The organism is Chryseobacterium sp. NRRL B-14798, assembly GCF_050470705.1.
Taxonomy (GTDB): domain Bacteria; phylum Bacteroidota; class Bacteroidia; order Flavobacteriales; family Weeksellaceae; genus Chryseobacterium; species Chryseobacterium cupriresistens.
The window spans coordinates 46,098-67,545 of sequence record NZ_JBFLUL010000005.1 but is presented as its reverse complement, the minus strand read 5'-3'; the positions used below and the strand labels follow the sequence as shown (position 1 = coordinate 67,545).

Genomic DNA, 21,448 nt, shown 5'->3' with positions numbered 1-21,448 from the left:
ATTGGGTTTTCAGGATAAATTAGTTTTAATAAAAATAAATAAATCAGATTAAATGTCCAACAGCCTTCTGTGATAATTAACCTGCCCCAGATGATAGTCCAGATGAGCAAGCAGATGGATCAGAAAATAATCGGTTGTCATGGCACTTTCAAAAACAACCAATGGATATTCTTTTTTCAGGTCTTCATCGGACAATTGGGAAAGTACCGAATCTATCATTGCCGCAGTGGCTTTCACCTTTTCAATAAGTTCCGCTTTGGGAATATCCTTTGACGAAAATTCAAGGTCACGCTGTCTTACGTATCCTGTGTTTCCAAGGTGTGTTCCGATAAAATGATTAAGATTTCCGACCAGATGAAGGGCAAGGTTACCCGCAGAGTTGGCAATGTTTTTATCCGTTTTCCAAAGATTTTCTTCGCTTTGATAGGCTTCCAGTTCCGTTTTTAACTTATTTAAATCTCTGTTGTAAAGAGATCTTAGACTTTCTGTGATCATACCAGTTATTATTGTATTATAGTTTTAAAATATCCTTTAAAGTGTTTGTCAACCAAACTGTCAATATTGCATTTGTAATCTATAAAACCATATATGCTGTCATTTGTGGCGAATTTATGGCTGTTAAGAACTAATTTTTGACTGTAAACTTCAGATTTTATGAATTTTTCTTCCTTTTTTAAGGTTTTAGGATCAATATCTCTGATGTAAAATTGATTATTAAAAACTTTAATCAAAATACCATTTCCAAAATATCCATTATTGTTATTCAATTTGATAGTAAGAGAGTCATTCAGGTATTGAGCTTTACATTTATAATCATTGAATAAAAACGTTCCCTTACGAAAGCCATCCGAATAACTTGCAGTTTGAACAATATGTGCTGTTCTTGTTTTGCTTTCAACAACTTCACTATTATAAAGCTTCAGTTCCGGATATTTTGAGAGAACTAGAATACTATCATGGTTAGGTAAGCTACTATCAACAGTAAAATTTCCAAAATTCTGCTCTTTTTGACAACTCAAAGCCATCAATAAAATACCTGAAAAAAACAAAAATAGTTTCATATGAAACTATTTTTGTTTTTGAGCCCAAAGCTCCATTTTTCTGTTCAGAACGTCCAGCGGAAGACATCCCTGGCTTAAAACTTCATCATGGAAGCTTGCCAGATTGAATTTGTTTCCCAGTTCTTTCTGATATTTTTCTCTCAGCTCACGGATTCTTAAAGACCCTATTTTGTAGCCTAAGGCCTGACCCGGCATCGCCATATATCTTTCTACTTCTGCAGTGGCCGATGCTTCATCATAAGAAATGTTGCTTAAGAAATATCTGATCGCTTCTTCTCTTGACATTTTTCCGGTATGAAGTCCCGTATCTACTACAAGTCTTACCGCTCTCAGCATCTGATCGCTTAAATATCCCATTTTCTGGTAAGGATCAGTATATAAACCGAATTCAGGGCCTAATGTTTCACAATAATGAGCCCATCCTTCACCATATGCTCCCAACCATCCGAATCTCATGAATTTAGGAAGCCTTGTATTTTCCTGTTGAAGAGAAACCTGATAGTGATGCCCCGGAATCGCCTCATGAAGGAAAAGAGATTCCATTCCCGAAGTAACATTAAATTTGGTAGGATCAGGAAGCGGAACATAAAATATACCTGCTCTTTTTCCATCCGGAGTTCCCGGCATATATTCTGCGCTGGCACTTGCTTCCCTGAATTTCTCCGTCTGTCTGATCTCAAACTTTGTTTTTGGCGTTACATTAAACATTGTTTTCAGCTTCGGTGTAATTTTCGTTAAGATCCCGTTGAATGCATTTAAAACTTCCTTAGATGTTTTAAAAGTCATTGCCTTTGGATCCGTCTTAACAAAAGTGATAAATTCTTCCAGAGATCCGGTAAAGCCTACCTGATGTTTTACTTTCTCCATTTCTGCGCGAAGCATTGCAACCTGTTGAAGCCCGATCTTATTGATCTCTTCAGGTGATTTCTTTGTGGTAGTCCAGCTTTTTACATAATAGTTGTAGATTTCATTGCCGTTAGGAAGGCTGTTGTATCCGTCTGTATCTCTTGCTTTTGGCAGGTATTCTTTTTCTAAAAATGTTCCCATTTTAGTATAAGCCGGGATGATTTTTTTTGTAATAGCATCTTTGTAAAGTGCTGAGAATTTTTCTTTCTGAGCCTCTGTAAAGTTTTTAGGGAAATTTTTAATAGGTCCGTAGAAAATATTCTTTTCCATATCGGAAGTAGTGATTTCCTCTGCTCTCATCTGAGGAATCATTTTGACAACCAGTTTTTTAGGAAGCACTATTTTATTGTTGATTCCCTCACGGAAGTTGTCCGCAGCTGCATTCATCCACTCCGGAAATTTTTCCATTCTTTTCAGCCAGTCGCTGTAGTCTTTTTCTGTTTTAAAAGGCTGATTGCCCTGTCCGCTTCCATACAATGGAAAAGTAAGCGGCAGCCCTCCAAACTGAGTGAAAGGAATATATTCCGGATGATAGGCATAGCCCTCAATTTTATCTTTTAAAGTATAATCCAATACATCATATACCACTTTATCCTCATCAGAAAGACTTTTGTAATCTACATGTTCCAGCTGTTTCTGTACAGAATTGTAGAATGTTACTTCTCCTGAGATAAAATCTTTATCAATATTAATCGGAAGCTGGTCGTTATATCTTGTATCTCCCTGTGCTGTAGCATCTAAAGGATATAACTTAAGATATTGCTCATAATAGTTCGAAGCGATAGAATCCAGGTTGCTGGGTGTCACTTTTGTAAGGGGAGAATCCGATTTTTTGCAGGAAGCAAGACCAATCATCAACCCTAATCCCAGAATACTTTTTGATAAAATGTTTTTCATCTCACAATCTTTATGAAAACAAAAGTAAGTATTATTGGGATATTCATGCTTATTGAATGCATTGATTTTAAAAAATTATTTTCAAAATCCTTTTAACTTTGAATCAATTTTTTATCTTTGTCTAAAACGTTTAACAATCATATTATTACAGTTCTTTTTTAAGAAAAAATGAAAGGGATTTTAAAAATTTACCATCCGGACGAAACGCTAAAATACAATATCAGAAATACTTATTGTAAGGCCGTTTACAGCAACCAGCAACATTTTTTAGAGGTTGAAGTGATTACGGATGACAGTTTGGATCACGTGGACGATGATTCATTACAGTACAACTTTCCGCAGCTTTCACTTGAAGTTTTTGATTTTCCTATCGAATCGGCGGAAATAGAAGGGAAGACCATCATCATCAATGACTCTGATGAAGAAACCTATACAGAAGTAGACCTTTTTGATGACGAAGATGCCTATATCTATGATAATGAGCTTCTTTTTGAAAAAAACGAAGAAGGAGAGCTTCAGGTTATCTGGAAAGGAACTATTGATGATTTCTATACCGGATCAGATACACCGATCCCTTTTAGATTAAAATGCGAATTTAAACAAGATGATATTGAGGTAGAAGAAGACTAACGAGCTTCTGCCTTTTTAACTGTACATTTCTTTTCAAATTATTTTTGGAAAGAAATTTGCTGTTTGTAAAACTGTAACAAATTTTAAGTTGTTTTTAAGCAATTTTTAAGAGTTCAATTCATAATATTCTCCTACATTTGTCGTTGAAATTTAATAAAATTTACATTTAATGCTGTTAACGGAACTTTCTCAGATTTTATTCGCACAAATCAATACCCCTGCAGTTGCTGCAGACAACTTGGAGTTCTCATTCTGGAAAATTATGTTCCATGGAGGAGCTTTCGCTAAAATAGTGATGGTCACTGTATTACTATTGGGAGTGTTTTCTCTATACCTGTTTTTTGAAAGGTTTTTCTTTATCAAAAGGCTGACATCAAAAACAGATTCCAACTTCATGAACAATATCGAAGACTTCATCAAGGCCGGAAAAATAGAGGCAGCAGCAGATTACTGCAAAACCCAGAACTCTCCGGAAGGAAGAATTTTAGAAAAAGGAATTTCAAGATTAGGACGTCCCGTTTCTGATATTGTAAGTGCTATGGAATCACAGGCGCAGGTAGAGGTTGCCAATATGGAAAAAAACCTGAACCTTTTGGCTGTCGTACCGAGTATCGCACCAATGCTGGGACTTCTCGGAACAGTAATCGGGATGATTATTGCTTTCTTTAATCTATCTCACGCAACAGGATCATTCTCTCCGAAAACACTTTCAGAAGGTATTTATACCGCTTTAGGGCAGACCGCTGTAGGTTTGGCTGTAGCGATTCCCGCCAACTTCTGTTATAATATTCTACTGACAAGAATTGATAAATTTGTCCTGAAAGCCCAGAATATGTCAGGAGAATTTTTAGACCTTATCAACAAACCTTTATAAATCTTTCTTACGATGAAAATTCAAAGAAGAAATAAAGCGAATCCGGAATTCAGTTTAGCAGCGATGACAGACGTTATCCTGTTGATGCTGATTTTCTTTATGATTACCTCTTCGGCGGCCAATCAAAGCGCCATCGATGTGAATCTTCCGAAAGCCGGAGCAGTTGATGATAATATTCCCAATCCTTTAACGGTAAGCATCAAGCCGGACGGTTCATTTTTTGTAGATGATAATCCTGCCAATAAAGTAGAATTGGAGCAAATTATTGTAGATAAATTAGCCAGCCAGACCAATAAATCATTTACGATCAGAGCTGATGAAAACACATTGCATAAAGATGTTGTTTTTGTGATGGAAATTGCTGAGAAACATAAATTTAATATTGCTATTGCAACCGTTAAAGACAAATAACATATCCGGATTTCCGGAAAGAATTACGTTTTAAGATGAAAAGCTATACAGCAAACAGAAACGAAGAAAATAAAGACAGAGTAAAGAGCGCATTGCTTTCTATTCTCATCTGGGCTGCTATTCTGCTTTTTGTTTTTTTGTATAAATTAAAACCTGAACTGGATAAAGATCCTGAGGTGGTTACTACCATGCTGGTGAACTTTGGAGATAACAGAAACGGAAAGGGAATTGAAGAACCTGCCGAACAGCCGGGAAGCCTTGCCGCTGCAACTGAAGAAGTGGCACCCGAGCCTGCAGAAACTCCGGTTCCGGAAACAAAAACAGTTATAAAACCAGAACCAGTACCAACTCTGGAGCCAAAGAAAACAGAGGTTAAAGAGAAGGTTATTACAGGAAACAATTCAAAAACAACCGTTCCTAAAAAAGAGGAATCCAAAAAAGCTGAGAAAAAAGAAGCAACCAGCACAAGTGCTTCTAAAAATACTAAAAAATCCGGAGCGACCACTGCCAATTCAAAAACAGGAAATGGTGACGGAAAAGGAACCGCAGCCATAGGCAACCTGATTAAAGGCAGAGGAACTAAAGCCGGAAGCCAGGGAACCGGTGATGGTATCGGAAATGCGGGAGATCCTTTAGGCGGTGACGGAAACGGTGACAGTAAAGTAGGAATCGACAGAAAATTGGTTGGTTATATTCCGGGAACAATGGGAAGAGGCGGAGCGCAGCCCTCACACAGTTGTACAGCAAGCGGATCAATTACCATTGCTTACACTGTAGATAAAGCAGGGAATGTAGTATCCGCAAGAAGAGCCGGCGGGATTTCAGATCCTTGTGTCTCATCCACATCTGTGGCCTGGGTTAAGAAATATGTAAAAGCAGAAAAAGCCAATACATCTTCAACCGGAACTTACAAAATTACCTTCTAACAATACAAAAGCACTTTATTCAAGTGCTTTTTTCAATTCATTTATTCTGTTGATGACCGGAAGGGCAAAAATACCGCTTGTCTGAAGATAAAGCTCGTAGAATGTCTTTGCTTTATCCTGAAAATCTTTGTTTTGATCGTGTTTGCTGTTAAAGTAGAAAAGATTTCCCAGCATTTCATAATAATCTTTGTGATCTCTTTCCTGTCTTTCATTGACGATGGCAATCATTTCTTCCTTGGTTTTAGAAGCAACTTCTGTAAAGTTCATTTTGAAAATGTCTCTCATCAATGTGTCAAAATCCAGTTCTTTCTGCATTAGACTTTCTTCAGGTTTATCCAGAATCAATTTTTCCAATGCCTGGGTTAATTGGCGGATGAGTCTTAAGGTGAATTCTTTATCTGTGATCATAATGGATTTAAAGTTTTAAGTTTAATGTTTAAAGTTAATAGCATCTGCTCAACCTGCAGATTTCATTAAGCAAAGAATAAGTAAGCTAATGCAATGGCAGTCATAACGCCGACTAAATCGGCCAGAAGCATGGCAATTACCGTGTATCTTGTATTCTTAACGGCTACGGCACCAAAATATACTGCAATCACGTAGAACGTCGTATCTGAGCTTCCCTGAAGCACTGCGGCTAATTTCCCCTGGAAACTATCAGCTCCAAATGTTGTCATCGTATCTACCATCATTCCTCTGGCTCCTGAACCGGATAAAGGTTTGATCAATGCAGTTGGAAGTCCATCCACAAATCTGGGATCCATATTGGCAACATTGGCGACCCACTTCATTCCATCAATGATTACATCAAATACACCGGAAGTTCTTAGTAACGAAATCGCAATCAGCATTCCAACCAGATAAGGAATAATCTTAACACAGGTGGTGAACCCTTCTTTTGCCCCTTCTATAAAGGCATCAAAAACGTTGATCTTTTTATAAACGGCTCCTAATACAATCGCAAGGAAGATAAACAGAATTAAACCATTACTTAATACTTTACTGAAATCATCCAGTTCATCTTTACTCAATTGTACAAGATACAGTACCAAAAGGGCAATAATAGCCGAAATTCCGCCTACATAAGCGATTACTACCGGACGGAGAAGATTTATTTTCTGATACAAAGAAACGATAATCATTGCAGCCAGTGTAGCGGCAAAAGTGGCAATCATACATGGCAGGAAAATATCTGTAGGGGTTTTAGATCCCATTGAGGCTCTGATGGCAATAATTGACACGGGAATTAAGGTCATACCTCCGGCATGAAGACACAGAAACATAATCTGTGAATTGCTGGCGGTATCTTTATTAGGATTTAAGGTCTGAAGGCTTTCCATGGCTTTTAAACCAAAAGGGGTTGCTGCATTATCCAGTCCCAGAAGATTGGCGCTGAAGTTCATCAGCATATGTCCGAATGCAGGGTGGTTTTTAGGAATATCAGGAAATAACTTAGAGAAAAAAGGCTGAATCAGACGGCTTAGAAGATTGATGCCACCTGCTTTTTCAGCAATGCTCATGAATCCCATAAATAAAGTCATGATTCCGATAAGACCAAGACAGATCTTCACTGCTGTTTCTGAAGTTCCGATCACTCCATCGGCTTCCTGAACACGATAAACATTTACATTTTGTTTTAAAGAATCAGTTTTATAATGAATTCTGCTGTCTGCAAAATCATTCTTTTTCATCAGGCTGTCTCTTACAACAGGAGAGAGGCTGCTCATAGGTTGTGATGCAATCTTTACTGTATCACCTCCTTTTCCCACCACCATATCATTGAAAATGGTTTTGTAGTTACCTGACGAAACGTATTTTATACTGGCAATGGCAATGGCAATGATAATGAAAGCCGACCAAATTCTGCTGAGAACCATCTGATTGATTTAATTGTTTAAACTTATCAAAAATACTTTAAACCACAAAAATAACTAAAGTCTTTTGTTATTCCGGTGCCAAAGAGAACTAATGATGGCTTCTAATCTTAAAATATATTGTTAACGCAATGCACGCAAAGGCGTTAGTACTAAGCAAAGAGAACGTCATTCATGGAACATAGCTGAATCAAATGCCCTTGCGGACGGAAATATGCATAAATTTTTTAAATTTTCCTTGCGATCCTCAGCGTTTAAAATAAAATGATTTATTTACTCCTTCAGGTAAACAAGATGACCTTCAAAATCATCATCCAGATTTTTCAGAACCTTAGCTTCATCCATTTTTTTGATTAATGCATCTACAAAGAAGCTTTTTTCAAAAAACTGGCGGTGAATTCCCGGTAAAAGTTCCATGAAATAATCCATTCCGATTTTGTTGTTATGGAGATCCATTTTGGTTTCCAAAGGTTCATTCGGAAAAAGCTCTTCATGCATATCTGTTATTCTTTTGCAGAAATCCAGTGCTTTTTTCGGAGAAGAAATTTTACAGCAGTACATCATAATGAAGCAGCACCACAGCGCATGTCTGAAGGCGTTTCCAATTCCATTGTTGGAGGCTGTATCAGGGAATTTTTTCTGTGCAATGGAAAACGCTTTTACTGTTGCATAAAAACTCAGTAAAGCGAAAAGAGGATGGGGAAGGATCAGTGATAAAAGACGCATAATCTTTTTAAAACTCATGCTTCTGATGGTATTGAAAAATATCTTAAAAGTCCTCATAAATAAAAATCTCTCCCTAATTAGAGAGAGATTGTATTGTTTTTGTTACAGATACTATGCTTTTACAGTTAATAAATTAACTGTTTTGGCAACCGTATCCTGAATTTCAGTTCTTTTTACGATGAAATCTACAAATCCTTTTTCCTGTAAGAATTCTGATGTCTGGAATCCTTCCGGTAGATCTCTACCAATCGTTTCACGGATTACTCTTGGTCCTGCGAAACCAATCAGTGCTCCCGGTTCTGCCATAATAATATCAGCGGTCATTGCGAAAGAAGCAGTGATTCCTCCGAATGTAGGGTCGCAAAGGTAAGCGATGTATAAAAGTCCAGCTTCAGAAAGCTGAGCTAATTTAGCCTGAACTTTTGCCAGCTGCATCAAAGAGTAAGTCGCTTCCTGCATTCTTGCTCCTCCGGACTGACAGATAATCATATACGGAAGTTTGTGTGCAATACAGTAATCTACTGCTCTTCTGATCTTTTCTCCCATTACAGAACCCAAAGATCCACCGATGAAAGCAAAATCCATACATGAAACTACCATTTCAGTTCCTTTTACGGTTCCTACAGCGTTTCTGATAGAGTCTGTAAGCTTTGTTTTAGCTTTTACTTCTTTCAGACGGTCTTTATAAGGCTTTGTATCTTTGAAGTTTAAGATATCAATACTTTCAACATTGGCATCCAGTTCGGTAAATTTACCACCGTCAAAAAGGATGTCAAAAAATTCTGCACTTCCTATTCTTACATGAAATCCGTCTTCAGGAGAAACATAGTTATTTCTCTTTAGTTCATCATGTTCCACTACTTTTCCGGATGGAGTCTGATGCCAAAGGCCTTTGGGAACGTCTTTTTTCTCATCAGTAGAAGTGGTAATGTTTTTTGCTTTTCTTTTAAACCAGTCGAATGCCATTTTTGCTTGTATTAATGTATAAATGTAAAAAGTACCAATGTAAATGCATTTCTATGAATACTTTTTACATTGGTACAAATGTACAGTTCTTATTTTAAAGTATCTACGTTATTTAAATCTTCAAATGCTTTCACCAATCTTGCAGAGAATGTGTCCTCACCTTTTCTTACCCAAACTCTTGGGTCATAGAATTTTTTGTTAGGTTTTTCTTCTCCTTCAGGGTTTCCGATCTGAGCTCTTAAATAATCAATATTGTTTACCATATAATCTCTGATACCTTCTGTGTATGCAAACTGAAGGTCAGTATCAATGTTCATTTTGATAACTCCGTAGTCGATAGCCTCTCTGATCTCCTCTAAAGTAGATCCTGAACCTCCATGGAATACGAAGTTGATAGGCTTGGCAGCTGTTCCGAATTTTTCCTGAACATATTTCTGAGAATTGTCAAGGATTTTCGGCGTAAGAACTACGTTACCCGGCTTGTAAACTCCGTGTACGTTACCAAAAGCAGCAGCGATTGTGAAGTTATCAGAAATAGCTTTTAATTTTTCATATGTATAAGCTACATCTTCAGGCTGAGTATATAGTTTAGAGTTATCAACATCTGAGTTGTCAACACCATCTTCTTCACCTCCTGTTACCCCGATTTCTACTTCAAGAGTCATCTGTAGCTTAGCCATTCTTTCGAAATATTTAGCAGAAATTTCAAGGTTTTCTTCTAAAGGCTCTTCAGAAAGGTCTAACATGTGAGAAGAGTAAAGGGATTTTCCTGTCTGCTTGAAGAATTCTTCGTTAGCATCCATCAATCCGTCGATCCAGGGAAGTAATTTCTTTGCACAGTGGTCTGTGTGTAGAATTACAGTTGCTCCGTAAGCTTCTGCAAGCGTATGAATATGTTTTGCTCCAGCGATAGCTCCTAAGATAGCAGACTTCTGTCCGTCATTGCTTAATCCTTTCCCTGCATTGAAAGAAGCTCCACCATTTGAAAACTGAATAATTACAGGAGCGTTTAATTTCGCTGCAGTTTCCATCGTAGCGTTTATGTTGCTTGATCCAATTACGTTTACTGCAGGTAATGCAAATTTGTTTTCTTTAGCATACTGAAAGATATCAGTAACTAACTGACCTGTGGCAACTCCTGCCGGAAAAATTCTGCTCATGTTTTACTTTTTATTATAAATTTATTAGGTGTTTTAATTTCGTGTAAAGGTAATCATTTTTAAGAAATTACTAGTTTCTTTTATCTCTGCCCCAAAGGAGCTTCTGACGGATGGTTTCATAGAAACTCAAACTGTTGGGCTGCACCAGAAGAAGCTGGAATTTAGCCTTTTTAATGATGATTTCCTTGTCAGTTTCTATATGTATAAGTCGGGAGTCTAAAGAAAGAGAGTATTGTGGTACACGGCTTTCCACCCTGAATTTTATTTCTACTTTATCATTCACAACCAACGGTCTCACATTCAGATTGTGAGGAGCAATAGGAGTAATGACAAAATTTTCGTTATTGGGAGAAATGATAGGGCCTCCGCAGCTCAGAGAGTAGGCGGTAGAACCTGTAGGTGTTGAAATGATCACGCCGTCACCCCAGAATACATTCAAAAATTCGTCATTGATATAAGAGTCAACGGTAATCATGGAGGTTGTTTCTTTTCGGGAAACGGTAACGTCGTTTAATGCGTAAGGAAAAACTCCCTCCAGTTTTGGAGAAACCACTTCAATGACAGAACGGCGGCTTGTTTTTACATTTCCTTTTAAGATGGAATCCAGTTCCTTAAAGGCTTCTTCTTTTGTGAAAAAAGCTAAAAATCCAAGTCTTCCTGTATTCACTCCTACCACCGGAATTTCAAGATCTTCAATAAATGTCAGAGAGTTGACAATGGTTCCGTCTCCACCAAAAGTGAAAAACAGATCCACTTCCTTATCCAGAAGGTCCTGTTTGGAATTGAAAGTTTCGAATATTTTTGAAAACTGAAGTGCTTCAGCCATTTCATCATACAGAACAGATTTTACATCTCTTGCTTCAAGTTCAGAGATAAACTTACTTAAATATAGAAAAGTATCAAGATCCTTTTTCTGAGAATATATGGCTGCCTTCATGTTATATTTCTATGAATTTTTGTAAAAAACCATAACGGTCTTTAAACAGATCGGTTTTCTCATCAGAATAATATTTTTCAACGATTCTGTAGTCATACCGGTCAAAAGTAGCGTCTATCGAGGCCAGATTTTCATTGCTGATCTTTATGGTGACCTGAACTACCTCTTCAGACATAAAGCTTATAAACCCTCCGTAAAACTTCGAATTGTTGCTTTCCACAATGTTGGTAATTTCCGTCATAGAATATTTTCTGGCCGGAGTTTCTACGGTAAGAATAGCCCCTGTTTCTGAAAATAAAGGATAACGGGAAAGGTCCTGAAAAACATCTTCACAGGTAATATACCCAAGATATTTCTCATTTTTATTAATCACCGGAATCACATTGCTGCTGAAGGTATAAAACAGACGGATACTGTCCATAATATTATTGTCCTCCAGAATGGCAAAACGTTCAATCTGGTGTTCCAGATCCTTCAGTGTTCCACCATCTTCCTCATACAGGAAATCCATAGCAAGAGCTCCGTAGAAGTGATGGGATTTTTTGATGAAAACATGGGAATATCCAAAATCTTCCAACATATTTCTGGCCGACTCTATAGAGTCAGAAAGGCTAAAACACGGAAAGTCTTTTGAGATATAGTCCTTGATAAACATTGTGCTAATTTATAAAAAATTAAATGAAACTTTTTCTGAAAACACGACTTTTTTTAAGATGAAACAAAAAAAGTGCCGTCAAAATTTGTTTGTAAAAAAAAATAAAGTACCTTTGTCGCCTTTCATTTTTACTTTTTATTAGATTTATTTCAAACTGCACTGTCTACTAAGGACATATGCAGTTTTTTTATTTTAATGCTTTTGCAAATTCCCACATCACAATTCCGGCGCACACACTTACATTAAGAGAATGCTTTGTTCCAAGCTGAGGAATTTCTAAAAATACATCAATATTCGGAAGTACTTCATCGCTGATTCCTTCCACTTCGTTTCCTAAGATCAAAGCATATTTTTTCGATCTGTCGATCGTGAAATCAGTAATAAGCCGGCTTCCTGTAGTCTGCTCAATCCCGATAATTTCGTATCCTTTGCTTTTCAGATCAGCAATCGCGTTATTGGTATCTGCGTCATGAGACCAGTCTACACTTTCCGTGGCTCCCAATGCCGCTTTATGAATCTCCCGATGGGGCGGCTGCGGTGTAATTCCGCAAAGGATTATTTTTTCAATTAAAAACGCATCTGCCGTTCTGAAAGCTGCACCTACGTTGTGCATACTTCTGATATTATCTAAAATGATGACCAACGGAATTTTTTCAACCTTCTTAAATGTTTCTACATCTATTCTGTTAAGTTCTTCCAGTTTTAGTTTCTGTACCAATTGTATTATTTTGTTGAGATTAATTTTCCGTCTTTATAGACCTCTGTTTTTTCTATGCTTCCGTCTTCACGGTAATGAACTCTGTTGCCGTTTCTTTTATCGTTGGCAAGTTCAGTTTCACGCTGTAATTTTCCAGATGGATAAAAAACTTTCCACTTTCCGGTAGCCAGCCCGTTGTCATAATGGCCAATATCTTTTATTGATTTTCCATCTTCATGAAAGGTCTTGCTTTCACCCTGTAATTTATTGAATTTATAATTGGAAATTTCAGTTATTTTACCTGCAGGAGAATAAAAAGTGGCGGTAAGACTGTTATCATAAATATTCTTCTCCCCATTTCTGAAAACTTCCTTGGAAGTAAGAACTCCATTTTTATCAAAATACGACCATTCTTTTACTTTGTATCCTTTTTTATATTCTCCTTTCGACTGCACTTTTCCGTTATCATAATAAAAAACAGCATCGCCATCCAGTTTCCCTTTTTTCCATTCCACAGTATTTTTTACCTGGCCATTGTCATAAAATTCTTTACAGGCTCCTTCCTGTAATCCGTCTTTATATCCACAAGGTTTCTGTGCCGTGATCAGGACAGAAGTGGAAAAAAACAATAGAAACATGTACTTCATAGCTATTTTTAATTCAAAAATAGTAAAATACTTATATTTGACTCAAAAATATACTATGAAAAAATTATTCACATTATTCATATTAATATGGGGATTTATTTACCTGAGTGCACAAAATACTTATTATCCTCAAGCTTTTTTTGATAAAAAGCTCGCAAGAGACATGCTTGGATTTGGAAACTCTACCATTGAAGGAGTGGCTTCTACCAAACAAAAAAACAACTGGGGAATCAAACCGTTACTTGGAGAAAAGCATTATGCTCCCAAAGGTACGGTTGTCATGCTTTTTCCTGTTACTCCTTATTTTGAGGAATTTTATAACATGAGAAAGAAATATGAAAATAAAAAAACCACCGTATATATGTCAGAAGAGGCTTTTAAATACAGAGTGGAAGCTTTAACCGATGACCATGGAAGATTTAAATTTGAAAAACTCAAACCCGGTAAATATTATCTTGAAACCATTGTCAACTTTACGGCAACAGCAAGTTACCAGCAGCAGACAGGAACCTCGGATGCTTATAACGGCTATGGAGCCTATCTGTATTCCACTCCTATATACAGCACATTTTTCTATGGATATTCTGCTGCCAACAGGGAAAGCAAATTTGTAGAGATAAAACAGGACGGCGAACTTAAAGAAATCAAGCTTTAAAAGCTTGATTTTTTATTTTCTGATCATAATCTGCTGTACATTTTTCTCAATGTTCTGAGCTAAGGTTTCCATAGGAATATCATTCTCATCATTATTGAACGGGTCTTCAATTTCTTCTGCAATAAGCTCCAGACTCATCAAAACATAATACACAAAAACAGTAAGCGGAATCATAAAAAGCCCTATTGTAATAACGTAAGCAATAGGCAGCGCAAAAACATACAGAATAATAAACTTCTTGATGAAAGAAGAATAGGAGTAAGGAATCGGAGTATTTTTGATTCTTTCACAACCTCCACATACATCCAGAAATCCTGAAAGCTGGGTGTCTAAGTACAGCATTTCAACTTCAGAAACTTTTCCTTCTTTTTTTAATTGATTCAGTTTATGGCTTAACAGAATAACAATTTCACTTGGTCCATGGTTTTTCAACGAGCTTTCAATTTCAGAATAATCTTCATCCAAAGCCAGCCTTGTAGATTCCTTGGAAAGATGTTTGGCTAAAAAGTGAGGAAAGTATTTTAAATATCTGGCAATCTGCTCAGCATCCTGGCGGTTATCACCAAGAATCGTATTGATTTTTATCGCAAAGTTTCTCGTGTCATTCACCAGTTTTCCCCAAAGTTTTCGACCTTCCCACCATCTGTCATAGGCCGTATTCGTTCTGAAAACCAACAAAAGTGAAAGCACAAAACCCAGCAGAGAATGGATCATACCTACATTGCTCACTCCTGATTTTGTGGTAAGGTGCAGATATTCAACTTCCAGATACTGAATTCCCCATGAATAAAGCCCTACAAGAACCATACTCGGAAAAAGAATTTTTAAAGTATCACTTTTGTGTAAGCTGAAAAGGATTTTAATGAAATGTTTGGTATTGTAGACTCTCATAAATGCACTTATTACTACAAATATAAATTTTTCATATGAGCTCTGCCAATAAAGTAAGGAAGTATGAAGCAGGAAGAGGGACGTTATTGAAGCCGAACAGAGGTCTATGTCATTTCATAAAATCTTTTTATGAAATGATGTATAGGCGTTTACAGACAAATATTAACTTCCAGCATCTATCCTCCAGCTTCCCTCGCTTTTAATCTAAATTTTCTCAGGTTTCAAAAAAACACTATTTTTATTTCGCATTAAATACAAAGTACATGATCCTCGAAAACGTAGATATTGTAGATGATATCAGTAAAGAAGATTTTCAGAAGAATTATTTTAAAAAGCAGAAACCTCTTTTAATTAAGAATTTTGCCAGCCGGTGGGAGGCTTTTGACAAATGGAATCTTGCCTATATCAAAGAAAAGGCAGGAGATCAGGAAGTTCCTTTATATGATAACAAACCGGCTGATGCCGCCAAAAGTTCTGATGCTCCGGTGACCCGTATGAAAATGAAGGACTATATTGATACCATCAAAAGCAAACCTTCAGATCTGCGAATTTTTTTCTATATCATCACAGACAGGCTTCCCGAGTTACTGAAAAATTTCACCTATCCTGATCTTGGAATAAAGTTCTTTAAAAGACTGCCGACTTTGTTTTTCGGTGGAAATGAGGCTCATGTTTTAATGCATTACGATGTGGATTTAGGTGATTTTATGCATATCCATTTTGAAGGAAAGAAAAGGATTTTATTATTTGATCAGAAGCAGTCGCCCTTTTTATATAAAGTTCCTTTGTCTGTGCATACCATTTACGAGGTTGATTATGAAAATCCTGATTATGAGAAATTTCCGGCACTGAAATATGCCAAAGGATACGAAATCTTCATGGAGCATGGTGATGCCCTCTTTATTCCAGGAGCATTCTGGCATTTCAACAGATATCTTGAACCTGGGTTTTCCCTTTCTTTAAGAGCGCTTCCCAATAAGCCCAATGTCTTTGCCAGTATGCTGTACCATGTCTTCATTATGAGGTACACGGATAAACTGATGCGAAAACTTTTCAAAGCTAAATGGGTGAATTACAAGCAGAAATGGGCCTATAAGAAAAGTTCAGATGCTTTGGAAAAGCACCTTTCTTAATGATACGAATTAGAGTTTAGATAATTTTTAACGCATTGAACGCTAGTTTAATGCTTATCTGTTTATAAAGGGTCGCAAAGGCGTTTCACTCAGCGAGGAAAGCACTTCAATTGCTAAATGAAATGCCTTTGCGAACGAAAATAAGAAGCATCAATATCAATTTTCTTTGCTTCTTAGCATTAAATTTAAAATCAATTTATTTATTAATAAGACCGAAGATCGTTGCATCTACAAATTTCCCTTTTTCAAAGAAATAATCTTTCAACGTTCCTTCTTTGCTGAAATTTAAAGAAGATAACAGCCTTTCAGAAGAAATATTGGAAGGATCTATGAAAGCATCTACACGGTGGAGCCTCATACTTTCAAATCCATAGGTCAGAATCGGAAGAATCGCTTCTTTCATATAGGATTGCTGCCAGAATTCGGGATTGAGTTCATAACCAATTTCAGCCCGGAAATGCTCTTTGTACCAGTTGTGATAGCCGCAGGTTCCAATAACTTTTCCATGGGATTTTAGTTCCAGAGCCCATCTGAAACCTTTTCCTTTTTCGAATTCACTGTTAAAATGCTGGATAATGCGCCGGGAATCATCTTCGGTTTTGAAGGTTTCCAGGTCATAATATTCCATAACTTCATCCAGAGAAAAGTATTCAAACAGGTCCTGGGTATCATTAAAAGTAAGCTGGCGCAAAATAAGCCTTTCAGTCTCTAAGACAGGAAATTCCATAAATAATGTGATTTGACAGGCGAAAAGTACGATTAATTACTGATAAAGAAAAGTCGGGAAGATTAACCCTTAAACAATTCTATTACCCTGAATTTATTTTTTTAAATTTGGGGCTCATTTTTTACTATGGCAAAAACGAAGAAGGAAACTCCATTAATGACTCAGTATAATACCATCAAGGGTAAATATCCGGATGCGCTTTTACTTTTCAGAGTGGGAGACTTTTATGAAACTTTTGGGCAGGATGCTGTGAAAACATCCCAGATCTTAGGAATTGTCCTTACCAAAAGAAATAATGGAGAAGGCAGTGTAGAACTTGCAGGATTTCCACACCATTCAATAGACTCTTATCTTCCAAAACTGGTAAGAGCCGGGATGAGGGTTGCGATCTGTGATCAGCTGGAAGATCCGAAAATGGTGAAAGGAATTGTAAAACGTGGTGTTACTGAATTGGTTACACCGGGCGTTACTTTCAATGACCAGGTTTTGAATTCCAAAAAGAACAACTTCCTCCTTTCATTACATAAGGAAAAAGAGAAGTATGGAATTGCTTTAGTAGATATCTCCACAGGAGAGTTTCTGGTAAGTGAAGGAAACCTGGAAAAGCTTTTGCACATTGTCAATACTTTTGACCCGAGTGAAATTATTTTCCAGAGAAGCACACAGATTCCGGAGCAGATTAAAAATAAAAATGCTTTTAAGCTTGAAGACTGGGCTTTCCAATATAATTTTGCCTATGAAAAATTAACCAATCACTTTAAAACCAATTCATTAAAAGGGTTTGGAGTGGAAGGTCTTCCACTGGCGATTACAGCAGCAGGAGCTATTTTTGCATATCTCGTAGAAGATACCCATCATAATCTGCTGGCTCATATTACGAAACTGCAGATCATTCCTCAGGAAGATTATCTGATGATGGATAATTTTACCCTGAGAAACCTTGAAATTGTTTATCCAAGCAACCCACAGGGGAAATCTCTGCTGGATATCATTGATAAAACATCTACTCCGATGGGAGGAAGATTATTGAGAAGGAGAATTATCCTTCCTTTAAAATCTGTGGATGAGATTATGAGGAGACTTTCCCTGATTGATTTCTTGAACGAAAATGATCCTCTGAAATATGAAATCTGCCAGCTTCTGAAATCCATTTCAGATCTTGACAGGTTGATGGGAAAACTGGCCGCAGAGAAAATTTCACCTAAAGAACTTGGGTATTTACGCCAAAGTTTAATTAATATCCATAAAATCAAAGCGTTATTGCATCCTCATGCAGATGTGCTGGCGTGGTTAGAGCCTTTATTTGATCTGGAAGAATTGATTAAATTCCTGCAGAATCATCTTAACGAAGAACTTCCGGTAAGTATTGCCAAAGGAAATATCATTAAAGAAGGCGTTTCTGAAGAGCTGGACCGACTGAGAAATCTTCAGAGCAAAGGACGGGGTTTCTTAGATGAAATGTGCCAGAGAGAGATTGAAAGAACAGGAATTACCAGCCTTAAAATTGATTTTAATAATGTGTTCGGATACTATATTGAAGTTCGGAACACTCACAAAGATAAAGTTCCTGATGACTGGGTAAGAAAGCAGACTTTAGTAAATGCTGAAAGATATATTACCGAAGAATTAAAGGAATATGAAAACCAGATTCTTGGTGCCGAAGAAAAAATAGGCGTTCTGGAAACATCACTGTACAGAAATGTATGTGGAGAAACAATGGTTTACATCGATCAGATTCAGGGGAATTCCAATATTATTGCCCAGCTTGATGTGGCTGCGGGATTGTCTGAACTTGCTGTATCTGAGAGTTATACAAAGCCCGTTTTGAATGACGGTTATGCTATAGATTTAAAAGAAGCAAGACACCCGATCATTGAAAATGCACTTCCGTTAGGAGAAAAATATATCCCGAATGATATCTTCCTGGATAAGGATTCTCAGCAGATTATCATGGTAACAGGACCTAACATGGCCGGTAAATCGGCAATTCTGCGTCAGACAGCTATTGTATGTCTTCTGGCACAGATCGGAAGTTTTGTCCCTGCAAAACATGCGGAGATCGGGATGCTGGATAAAATTTTTACAAGGGTAGGTGCTACCGATAATATTTCTGCCGGAGAATCTACTTTCATGGTAGAAATGAACGAGGCAGCCAATATTCTGAACAATATTTCAGAACGAAGCCTGATCTTATTAGATGAAATCGGCCGTGGAACTTCTACTTATGACGGAGTTTCTATTGCATGGGCGATTGCAGAATATCTTCATCAGCATCCAACGCAGGCAAAAACATTATTTGCTACGCACTATCATGAATTGAATGAAATGACCGTCAATTTCGAAAGGGTGAAAAATTTCCACGTTTCTATTCAGGAAAACAAAGGAAATATCATTTTCCTGAGAAAGCTTGTTCCGGGCGGAAGCGAACACAGTTTCGGTATCCACGTGGCAAAACTGGCCGGGATGCCTGCCAAAGTGGTAAACAGAGCCAATGAAATTCTTAAAACACTTGAAGCGAGCAGAACTCAGGGAAGTGGAAGTACTTCAGAAAGCATTAAAAGAGTGACAGAAGAAAATATGCAGCTTTCATTCTTCCAGCTCGATGATCCTGTTCTGGAGAATATTCGTGAAGAACTAACGAAAATAGATATCAATACGTTAACACCGATTGAAGCTTTAATGAAGCTGAATGCGATAAAAAAAATGATTGGAGGGTAATCCAATCATTTTTTTAATGCTAAAAGTCTGATTAGCAGCAGTAGCCGTCACTGCCCCTCGGGCCGATAATAAGGAAGTGGCTGACTCCTCTTAGTTTGCATAATCCTTCAGCGCAGGCAGCTGCCCCTCCGTTGATTTCCTTGAGCTCAGCTTTGTTGAGTTTCCTCGTTTTCAGGTTTGAATTTTTCATATTCCTTGTTTAAATAGTATAAACCTGGTTAACAACAAAATCCATCCTGCATGCCGGGAACTCCGTATCGCTCTTCTCCGGTATTCGGATCTGTGCAGCTTATCACTCTTGGGCAGATCGGTCTGTTGGCTCCCCCGCTGATCTCTTTCAGCTCATTTTTGCTAAGTTTTCTTTTCTGATTTTTTGAATTTTTCATAATAATTTTAATTTGGTAAAAGCTAATTTACAAGTTATTTTAATAGCTACAAAATATTGTGATTCAAATTGTTAACTTTTTGCAAAAGATTTCTCCTTCACAAAAAAAGATTGAGGCCGCACCTCAATCTTAGTATCTAACAAAGCTTTTGCTATTAACAGCAGTATCCGTTTCTTCCTACGGGCCCGATTACATATTCCCCGTCACCTCTGTCGCAAAGTCCTTCCGGGCATACAACAGGTCCATTACCTCCGTTAATTTCTTTCAGTTCGCTTTTTGTTAATTTTCTTTTCTGAGCGTTTGATTTTTTCATGATGATTTGATTAGGGTTATTGTTTTATTTAATTTGTATACATTAACAGCAGAAACCGTCTTTTCCTACAAGACCCGGTACCGGTTCGACAGAGTCAGGCAGCATGCAGAATCCACGCAGACACCTTGGAGAAAATGCTCCTCCGTTAATTTTTTTTAATTCACTTTTTGAAAGCTTTTTGGGCTGAATGTTTTGTTTTTTCATGGTAATTTAGTTTTTGATTCAACCCAAATATACAAAACCATTCATATAATTCTATCAATTGTGATAAAATTAACATATGTGTTAATGAAAACAAAAAGAGCGCCTTAAGCGCTCCATTGTATTATAAATGATTATATTCGTAAGTGTTCATTTCACTATTTGTTACCCCAGTTCCTGTCTTATTATAGTATGTTTTGACATTCTTTGTAGGATATCCGCTGCTATTATACTCATAAACGCATTTAAAGATTCCCCATTCCCCACTTCCTGCTCCGTTGTTATAATTAAGAACATGATTATAACTTAGTATATTGTGTACGGATCCGTTTTCATCTTCCGTATCAATAATTTTTAAAAACCCTGTTATATTTTTAAAAGGGACATTTTTGGTATCATACACAATAGGTTGTAAAGCACCTGTTGCACTGTGAAAACCGCCTGTATTACTGGGTACTGATGCCGTTTCTGTCCAGCTGCTAAGAGAACCGTCGGCATTTAATGTGGCCGTTTTGCTGCCTGTTCGTACGGCTGAAGATCCGGTAAAGCTTGCTGTATACGTGATTTTTACACTATTACCGGAAAGATAGTTATAATTGGTTTCTACCGTAGAAATAGTTCCGGACGTAAGGTAAGTCTCACTGTATGTTTTTTTGCTCAATCTGCTGCTTCCATCATAAACATAGGTTGTTTTATAGCTGGTGCTTGAACCCGTTGTTACCTGCTGGGTAATCAGATCTCCTGAATAACTGAAAGAGGTCACTTCACCATTGGTAATGTTTTTAATCTGGGAGATTTTTGAGCCATTGTAAGTATAAGTTGAGGTCTCTCCGTCAGCAACCATTTTTGTTACTAAAACCGGGCTGTTATCATTATTATTTTGATTGTTGTTGGATGAATCTGTATCATCATTGCTGCTTGAGCAGGATGCCAAAAAGAAAACTGGCAGCAGTAAATAAGCTTTTTTCATGGTTTTAATTTAAGCCGTAAAAATATCAAAAAAATGAATCAATGGACAAATAAATTATTCTTTTGTAAGAAATTGATCCAATAGGTG

The 21,448-nt window shown here is 37.1% G+C and carries 25 protein-coding genes; 7 read left to right on the top strand and 18 right to left on the bottom strand.

Annotation, left to right across the window (positions count from 1 at the left end; translation table 11 throughout):
• Window positions 1-48 precede the first annotated feature (48 nt).
• The 3 genes from AB1278_RS00735 to AB1278_RS00725 are packed head-to-tail and all read right to left on the bottom strand — an operon-like array spanning window position 49 to window position 2,864.
• On the bottom strand, window positions 49-495 hold the full coding sequence (locus tag AB1278_RS00735) for a DinB family protein (RefSeq protein WP_110009005.1): 447 nt from the start codon (window positions 493-495) through the stop codon (window positions 49-51).
• 8 nt (window positions 496-503) lie between these two features.
• Window positions 504-1,061, bottom strand: coding sequence for a hypothetical protein (locus AB1278_RS00730; RefSeq protein WP_146207829.1), 558 nt, complete (start codon window positions 1,059-1,061; stop codon window positions 504-506).
• 6 nt (window positions 1,062-1,067) lie between these two features.
• The gene (locus AB1278_RS00725; protein WP_202842084.1) at window positions 1,068-2,864 is read right to left on the bottom strand and encodes a DUF885 domain-containing protein; all 1,797 of its coding nucleotides are present in this window, start codon (window positions 2,862-2,864) and stop codon (window positions 1,068-1,070) included.
• A gap of 168 nt (window positions 2,865-3,032) precedes the next feature.
• Here AB1278_RS00725 and AB1278_RS00720 point away from each other — a divergent pair, with 168 nt between their 5' ends.
• The 4 genes from AB1278_RS00720 (at window position 3,033) to AB1278_RS00705 (ending at window position 5,705) form a co-directional block, all read left to right on the top strand.
• Complete coding sequence (locus tag AB1278_RS00720; RefSeq protein WP_110009008.1) at window positions 3,033-3,494, top strand: hypothetical protein; 462 nt, start codon at window positions 3,033-3,035, stop codon at window positions 3,492-3,494.
• A gap of 169 nt (window positions 3,495-3,663) precedes the next feature.
• The gene (locus tag AB1278_RS00715) at window positions 3,664-4,368 is read left to right on the top strand and encodes a MotA/TolQ/ExbB proton channel family protein (protein WP_202842082.1); all 705 of its coding nucleotides are present in this window, start codon (window positions 3,664-3,666) and stop codon (window positions 4,366-4,368) included.
• Window positions 4,369-4,380: 12 nt separating this feature from the next.
• Window positions 4,381-4,779, top strand: coding sequence for an ExbD/TolR family protein (locus tag AB1278_RS00710; protein ID WP_429811790.1), 399 nt, complete (start codon window positions 4,381-4,383; stop codon window positions 4,777-4,779).
• A 35-nt stretch (window positions 4,780-4,814) separates the two neighbouring features.
• Window positions 4,815-5,705 carry a ferric siderophore ABC transporter substrate-binding protein gene (locus tag AB1278_RS00705; protein ID WP_202842080.1) on the top strand — a complete coding sequence of 297 codons (891 nt, stop codon included), beginning with the start codon at window positions 4,815-4,817 and terminating at the stop codon, window positions 5,703-5,705.
• A gap of 15 nt (window positions 5,706-5,720) precedes the next feature.
• Here AB1278_RS00705 and AB1278_RS00700 read toward each other — a convergent pair whose 3' ends face one another.
• From AB1278_RS00700 to AB1278_RS00660, 9 genes are all read right to left on the bottom strand, one after another.
• Window positions 5,721-6,113: a hypothetical protein gene (locus AB1278_RS00700; RefSeq protein ID WP_429811787.1), complete on the bottom strand. Its 393-nt coding sequence runs from the start codon at window positions 6,111-6,113 to the stop codon at window positions 5,721-5,723.
• A gap of 65 nt (window positions 6,114-6,178) precedes the next feature.
• Complete coding sequence (locus AB1278_RS00695; protein WP_202842075.1) at window positions 6,179-7,582, bottom strand: nucleoside recognition domain-containing protein; 1,404 nt, start codon at window positions 7,580-7,582, stop codon at window positions 6,179-6,181.
• Window positions 7,583-7,852: 270 nt separating this feature from the next.
• Window positions 7,853-8,362, bottom strand: a complete 510-nt coding sequence (locus AB1278_RS00690) for a DUF6973 domain-containing protein (protein WP_395972110.1) — start codon at window positions 8,360-8,362, stop codon at window positions 7,853-7,855.
• 54 nt (window positions 8,363-8,416) lie between these two features.
• On the bottom strand, window positions 8,417-9,271 hold the full coding sequence (gene accD, locus AB1278_RS00685; RefSeq protein ID WP_105700341.1) for an acetyl-CoA carboxylase, carboxyltransferase subunit beta: 855 nt from the start codon (window positions 9,269-9,271) through the stop codon (window positions 8,417-8,419).
• A gap of 89 nt (window positions 9,272-9,360) precedes the next feature.
• A complete protein-coding gene (fbaA, locus tag AB1278_RS00680) occupies window positions 9,361-10,431 on the bottom strand; it encodes a class II fructose-bisphosphate aldolase (protein WP_202842072.1) in 1,071 nt (356 codons plus the stop codon).
• 70 nt (window positions 10,432-10,501) lie between these two features.
• The gene (locus AB1278_RS00675) at window positions 10,502-11,368 is read right to left on the bottom strand and encodes an NAD kinase (protein WP_110009016.1); all 867 of its coding nucleotides are present in this window, start codon (window positions 11,366-11,368) and stop codon (window positions 10,502-10,504) included.
• A 1-nt stretch (window position 11,369) separates the two neighbouring features.
• Window positions 11,370-12,023, bottom strand: a complete 654-nt coding sequence (locus AB1278_RS00670; RefSeq protein WP_110009017.1) for a CBS domain-containing protein — start codon at window positions 12,021-12,023, stop codon at window positions 11,370-11,372.
• 187 nt (window positions 12,024-12,210) lie between these two features.
• The gene (locus AB1278_RS00665; RefSeq protein ID WP_110009018.1) at window positions 12,211-12,741 is read right to left on the bottom strand and encodes an RNA methyltransferase; all 531 of its coding nucleotides are present in this window, start codon (window positions 12,739-12,741) and stop codon (window positions 12,211-12,213) included.
• 5 nt (window positions 12,742-12,746) lie between these two features.
• Window positions 12,747-13,358, bottom strand: a complete 612-nt coding sequence (locus AB1278_RS00660) for a toxin-antitoxin system YwqK family antitoxin (RefSeq protein ID WP_429811781.1) — start codon at window positions 13,356-13,358, stop codon at window positions 12,747-12,749.
• Window positions 13,359-13,422: 64 nt separating this feature from the next.
• Here AB1278_RS00660 and AB1278_RS00655 point away from each other — a divergent pair, with 64 nt between their 5' ends.
• Window positions 13,423-14,022: a hypothetical protein gene (locus AB1278_RS00655; protein ID WP_227941281.1), complete on the top strand. Its 600-nt coding sequence runs from the start codon at window positions 13,423-13,425 to the stop codon at window positions 14,020-14,022.
• Between the two features lie 12 nt (window positions 14,023-14,034).
• Here AB1278_RS00655 and AB1278_RS00650 read toward each other — a convergent pair whose 3' ends face one another.
• Window positions 14,035-14,913 carry a bestrophin family protein gene (locus tag AB1278_RS00650; RefSeq protein WP_110009020.1) on the bottom strand — a complete coding sequence of 293 codons (879 nt, stop codon included), beginning with the start codon at window positions 14,911-14,913 and terminating at the stop codon, window positions 14,035-14,037.
• A 263-nt stretch (window positions 14,914-15,176) separates the two neighbouring features.
• On the opposite strand from AB1278_RS00650, the gene AB1278_RS00645 reads away from it, so the two are divergent.
• Window positions 15,177-16,046, top strand: coding sequence for a cupin-like domain-containing protein (locus AB1278_RS00645; protein WP_429811777.1), 870 nt, complete (start codon window positions 15,177-15,179; stop codon window positions 16,044-16,046).
• Window positions 16,047-16,242: 196 nt separating this feature from the next.
• On the opposite strand, the gene AB1278_RS00640 is transcribed toward AB1278_RS00645, so the two are convergent.
• Complete coding sequence (locus tag AB1278_RS00640) at window positions 16,243-16,773, bottom strand: GNAT family N-acetyltransferase (protein WP_202842066.1); 531 nt, start codon at window positions 16,771-16,773, stop codon at window positions 16,243-16,245.
• A 126-nt stretch (window positions 16,774-16,899) separates the two neighbouring features.
• Here AB1278_RS00640 and mutS point away from each other — a divergent pair, with 126 nt between their 5' ends.
• Complete coding sequence (gene mutS / locus AB1278_RS00635; RefSeq protein ID WP_343640969.1) at window positions 16,900-19,491, top strand: DNA mismatch repair protein MutS; 2,592 nt, start codon at window positions 16,900-16,902, stop codon at window positions 19,489-19,491.
• A 218-nt stretch (window positions 19,492-19,709) separates the two neighbouring features.
• On the opposite strand, the gene AB1278_RS00630 is transcribed toward mutS, so the two are convergent.
• From AB1278_RS00630 to AB1278_RS00615, 4 genes are all read right to left on the bottom strand, one after another.
• The gene (locus AB1278_RS00630; protein ID WP_202842062.1) at window positions 19,710-19,877 is read right to left on the bottom strand and encodes a bacteriocin; all 168 of its coding nucleotides are present in this window, start codon (window positions 19,875-19,877) and stop codon (window positions 19,710-19,712) included.
• 154 nt (window positions 19,878-20,031) lie between these two features.
• Entirely contained in the window at window positions 20,032-20,190 is a 159-nt protein-coding gene (locus AB1278_RS00625) for a hypothetical protein (protein ID WP_162800871.1), read from the bottom strand.
• A gap of 42 nt (window positions 20,191-20,232) precedes the next feature.
• Window positions 20,233-20,394 (bottom strand): hypothetical protein, encoded by a 162-nt coding sequence (locus AB1278_RS00620; RefSeq protein WP_343640964.1) that lies wholly within the window; start codon window positions 20,392-20,394, stop codon window positions 20,233-20,235.
• 121 nt (window positions 20,395-20,515) lie between these two features.
• Window positions 20,516-21,361: a hypothetical protein gene (locus AB1278_RS00615; RefSeq protein ID WP_343640962.1), complete on the bottom strand. Its 846-nt coding sequence runs from the start codon at window positions 21,359-21,361 to the stop codon at window positions 20,516-20,518.
• Between the last annotated feature and the right edge of the window lie 87 nt (window positions 21,362-21,448).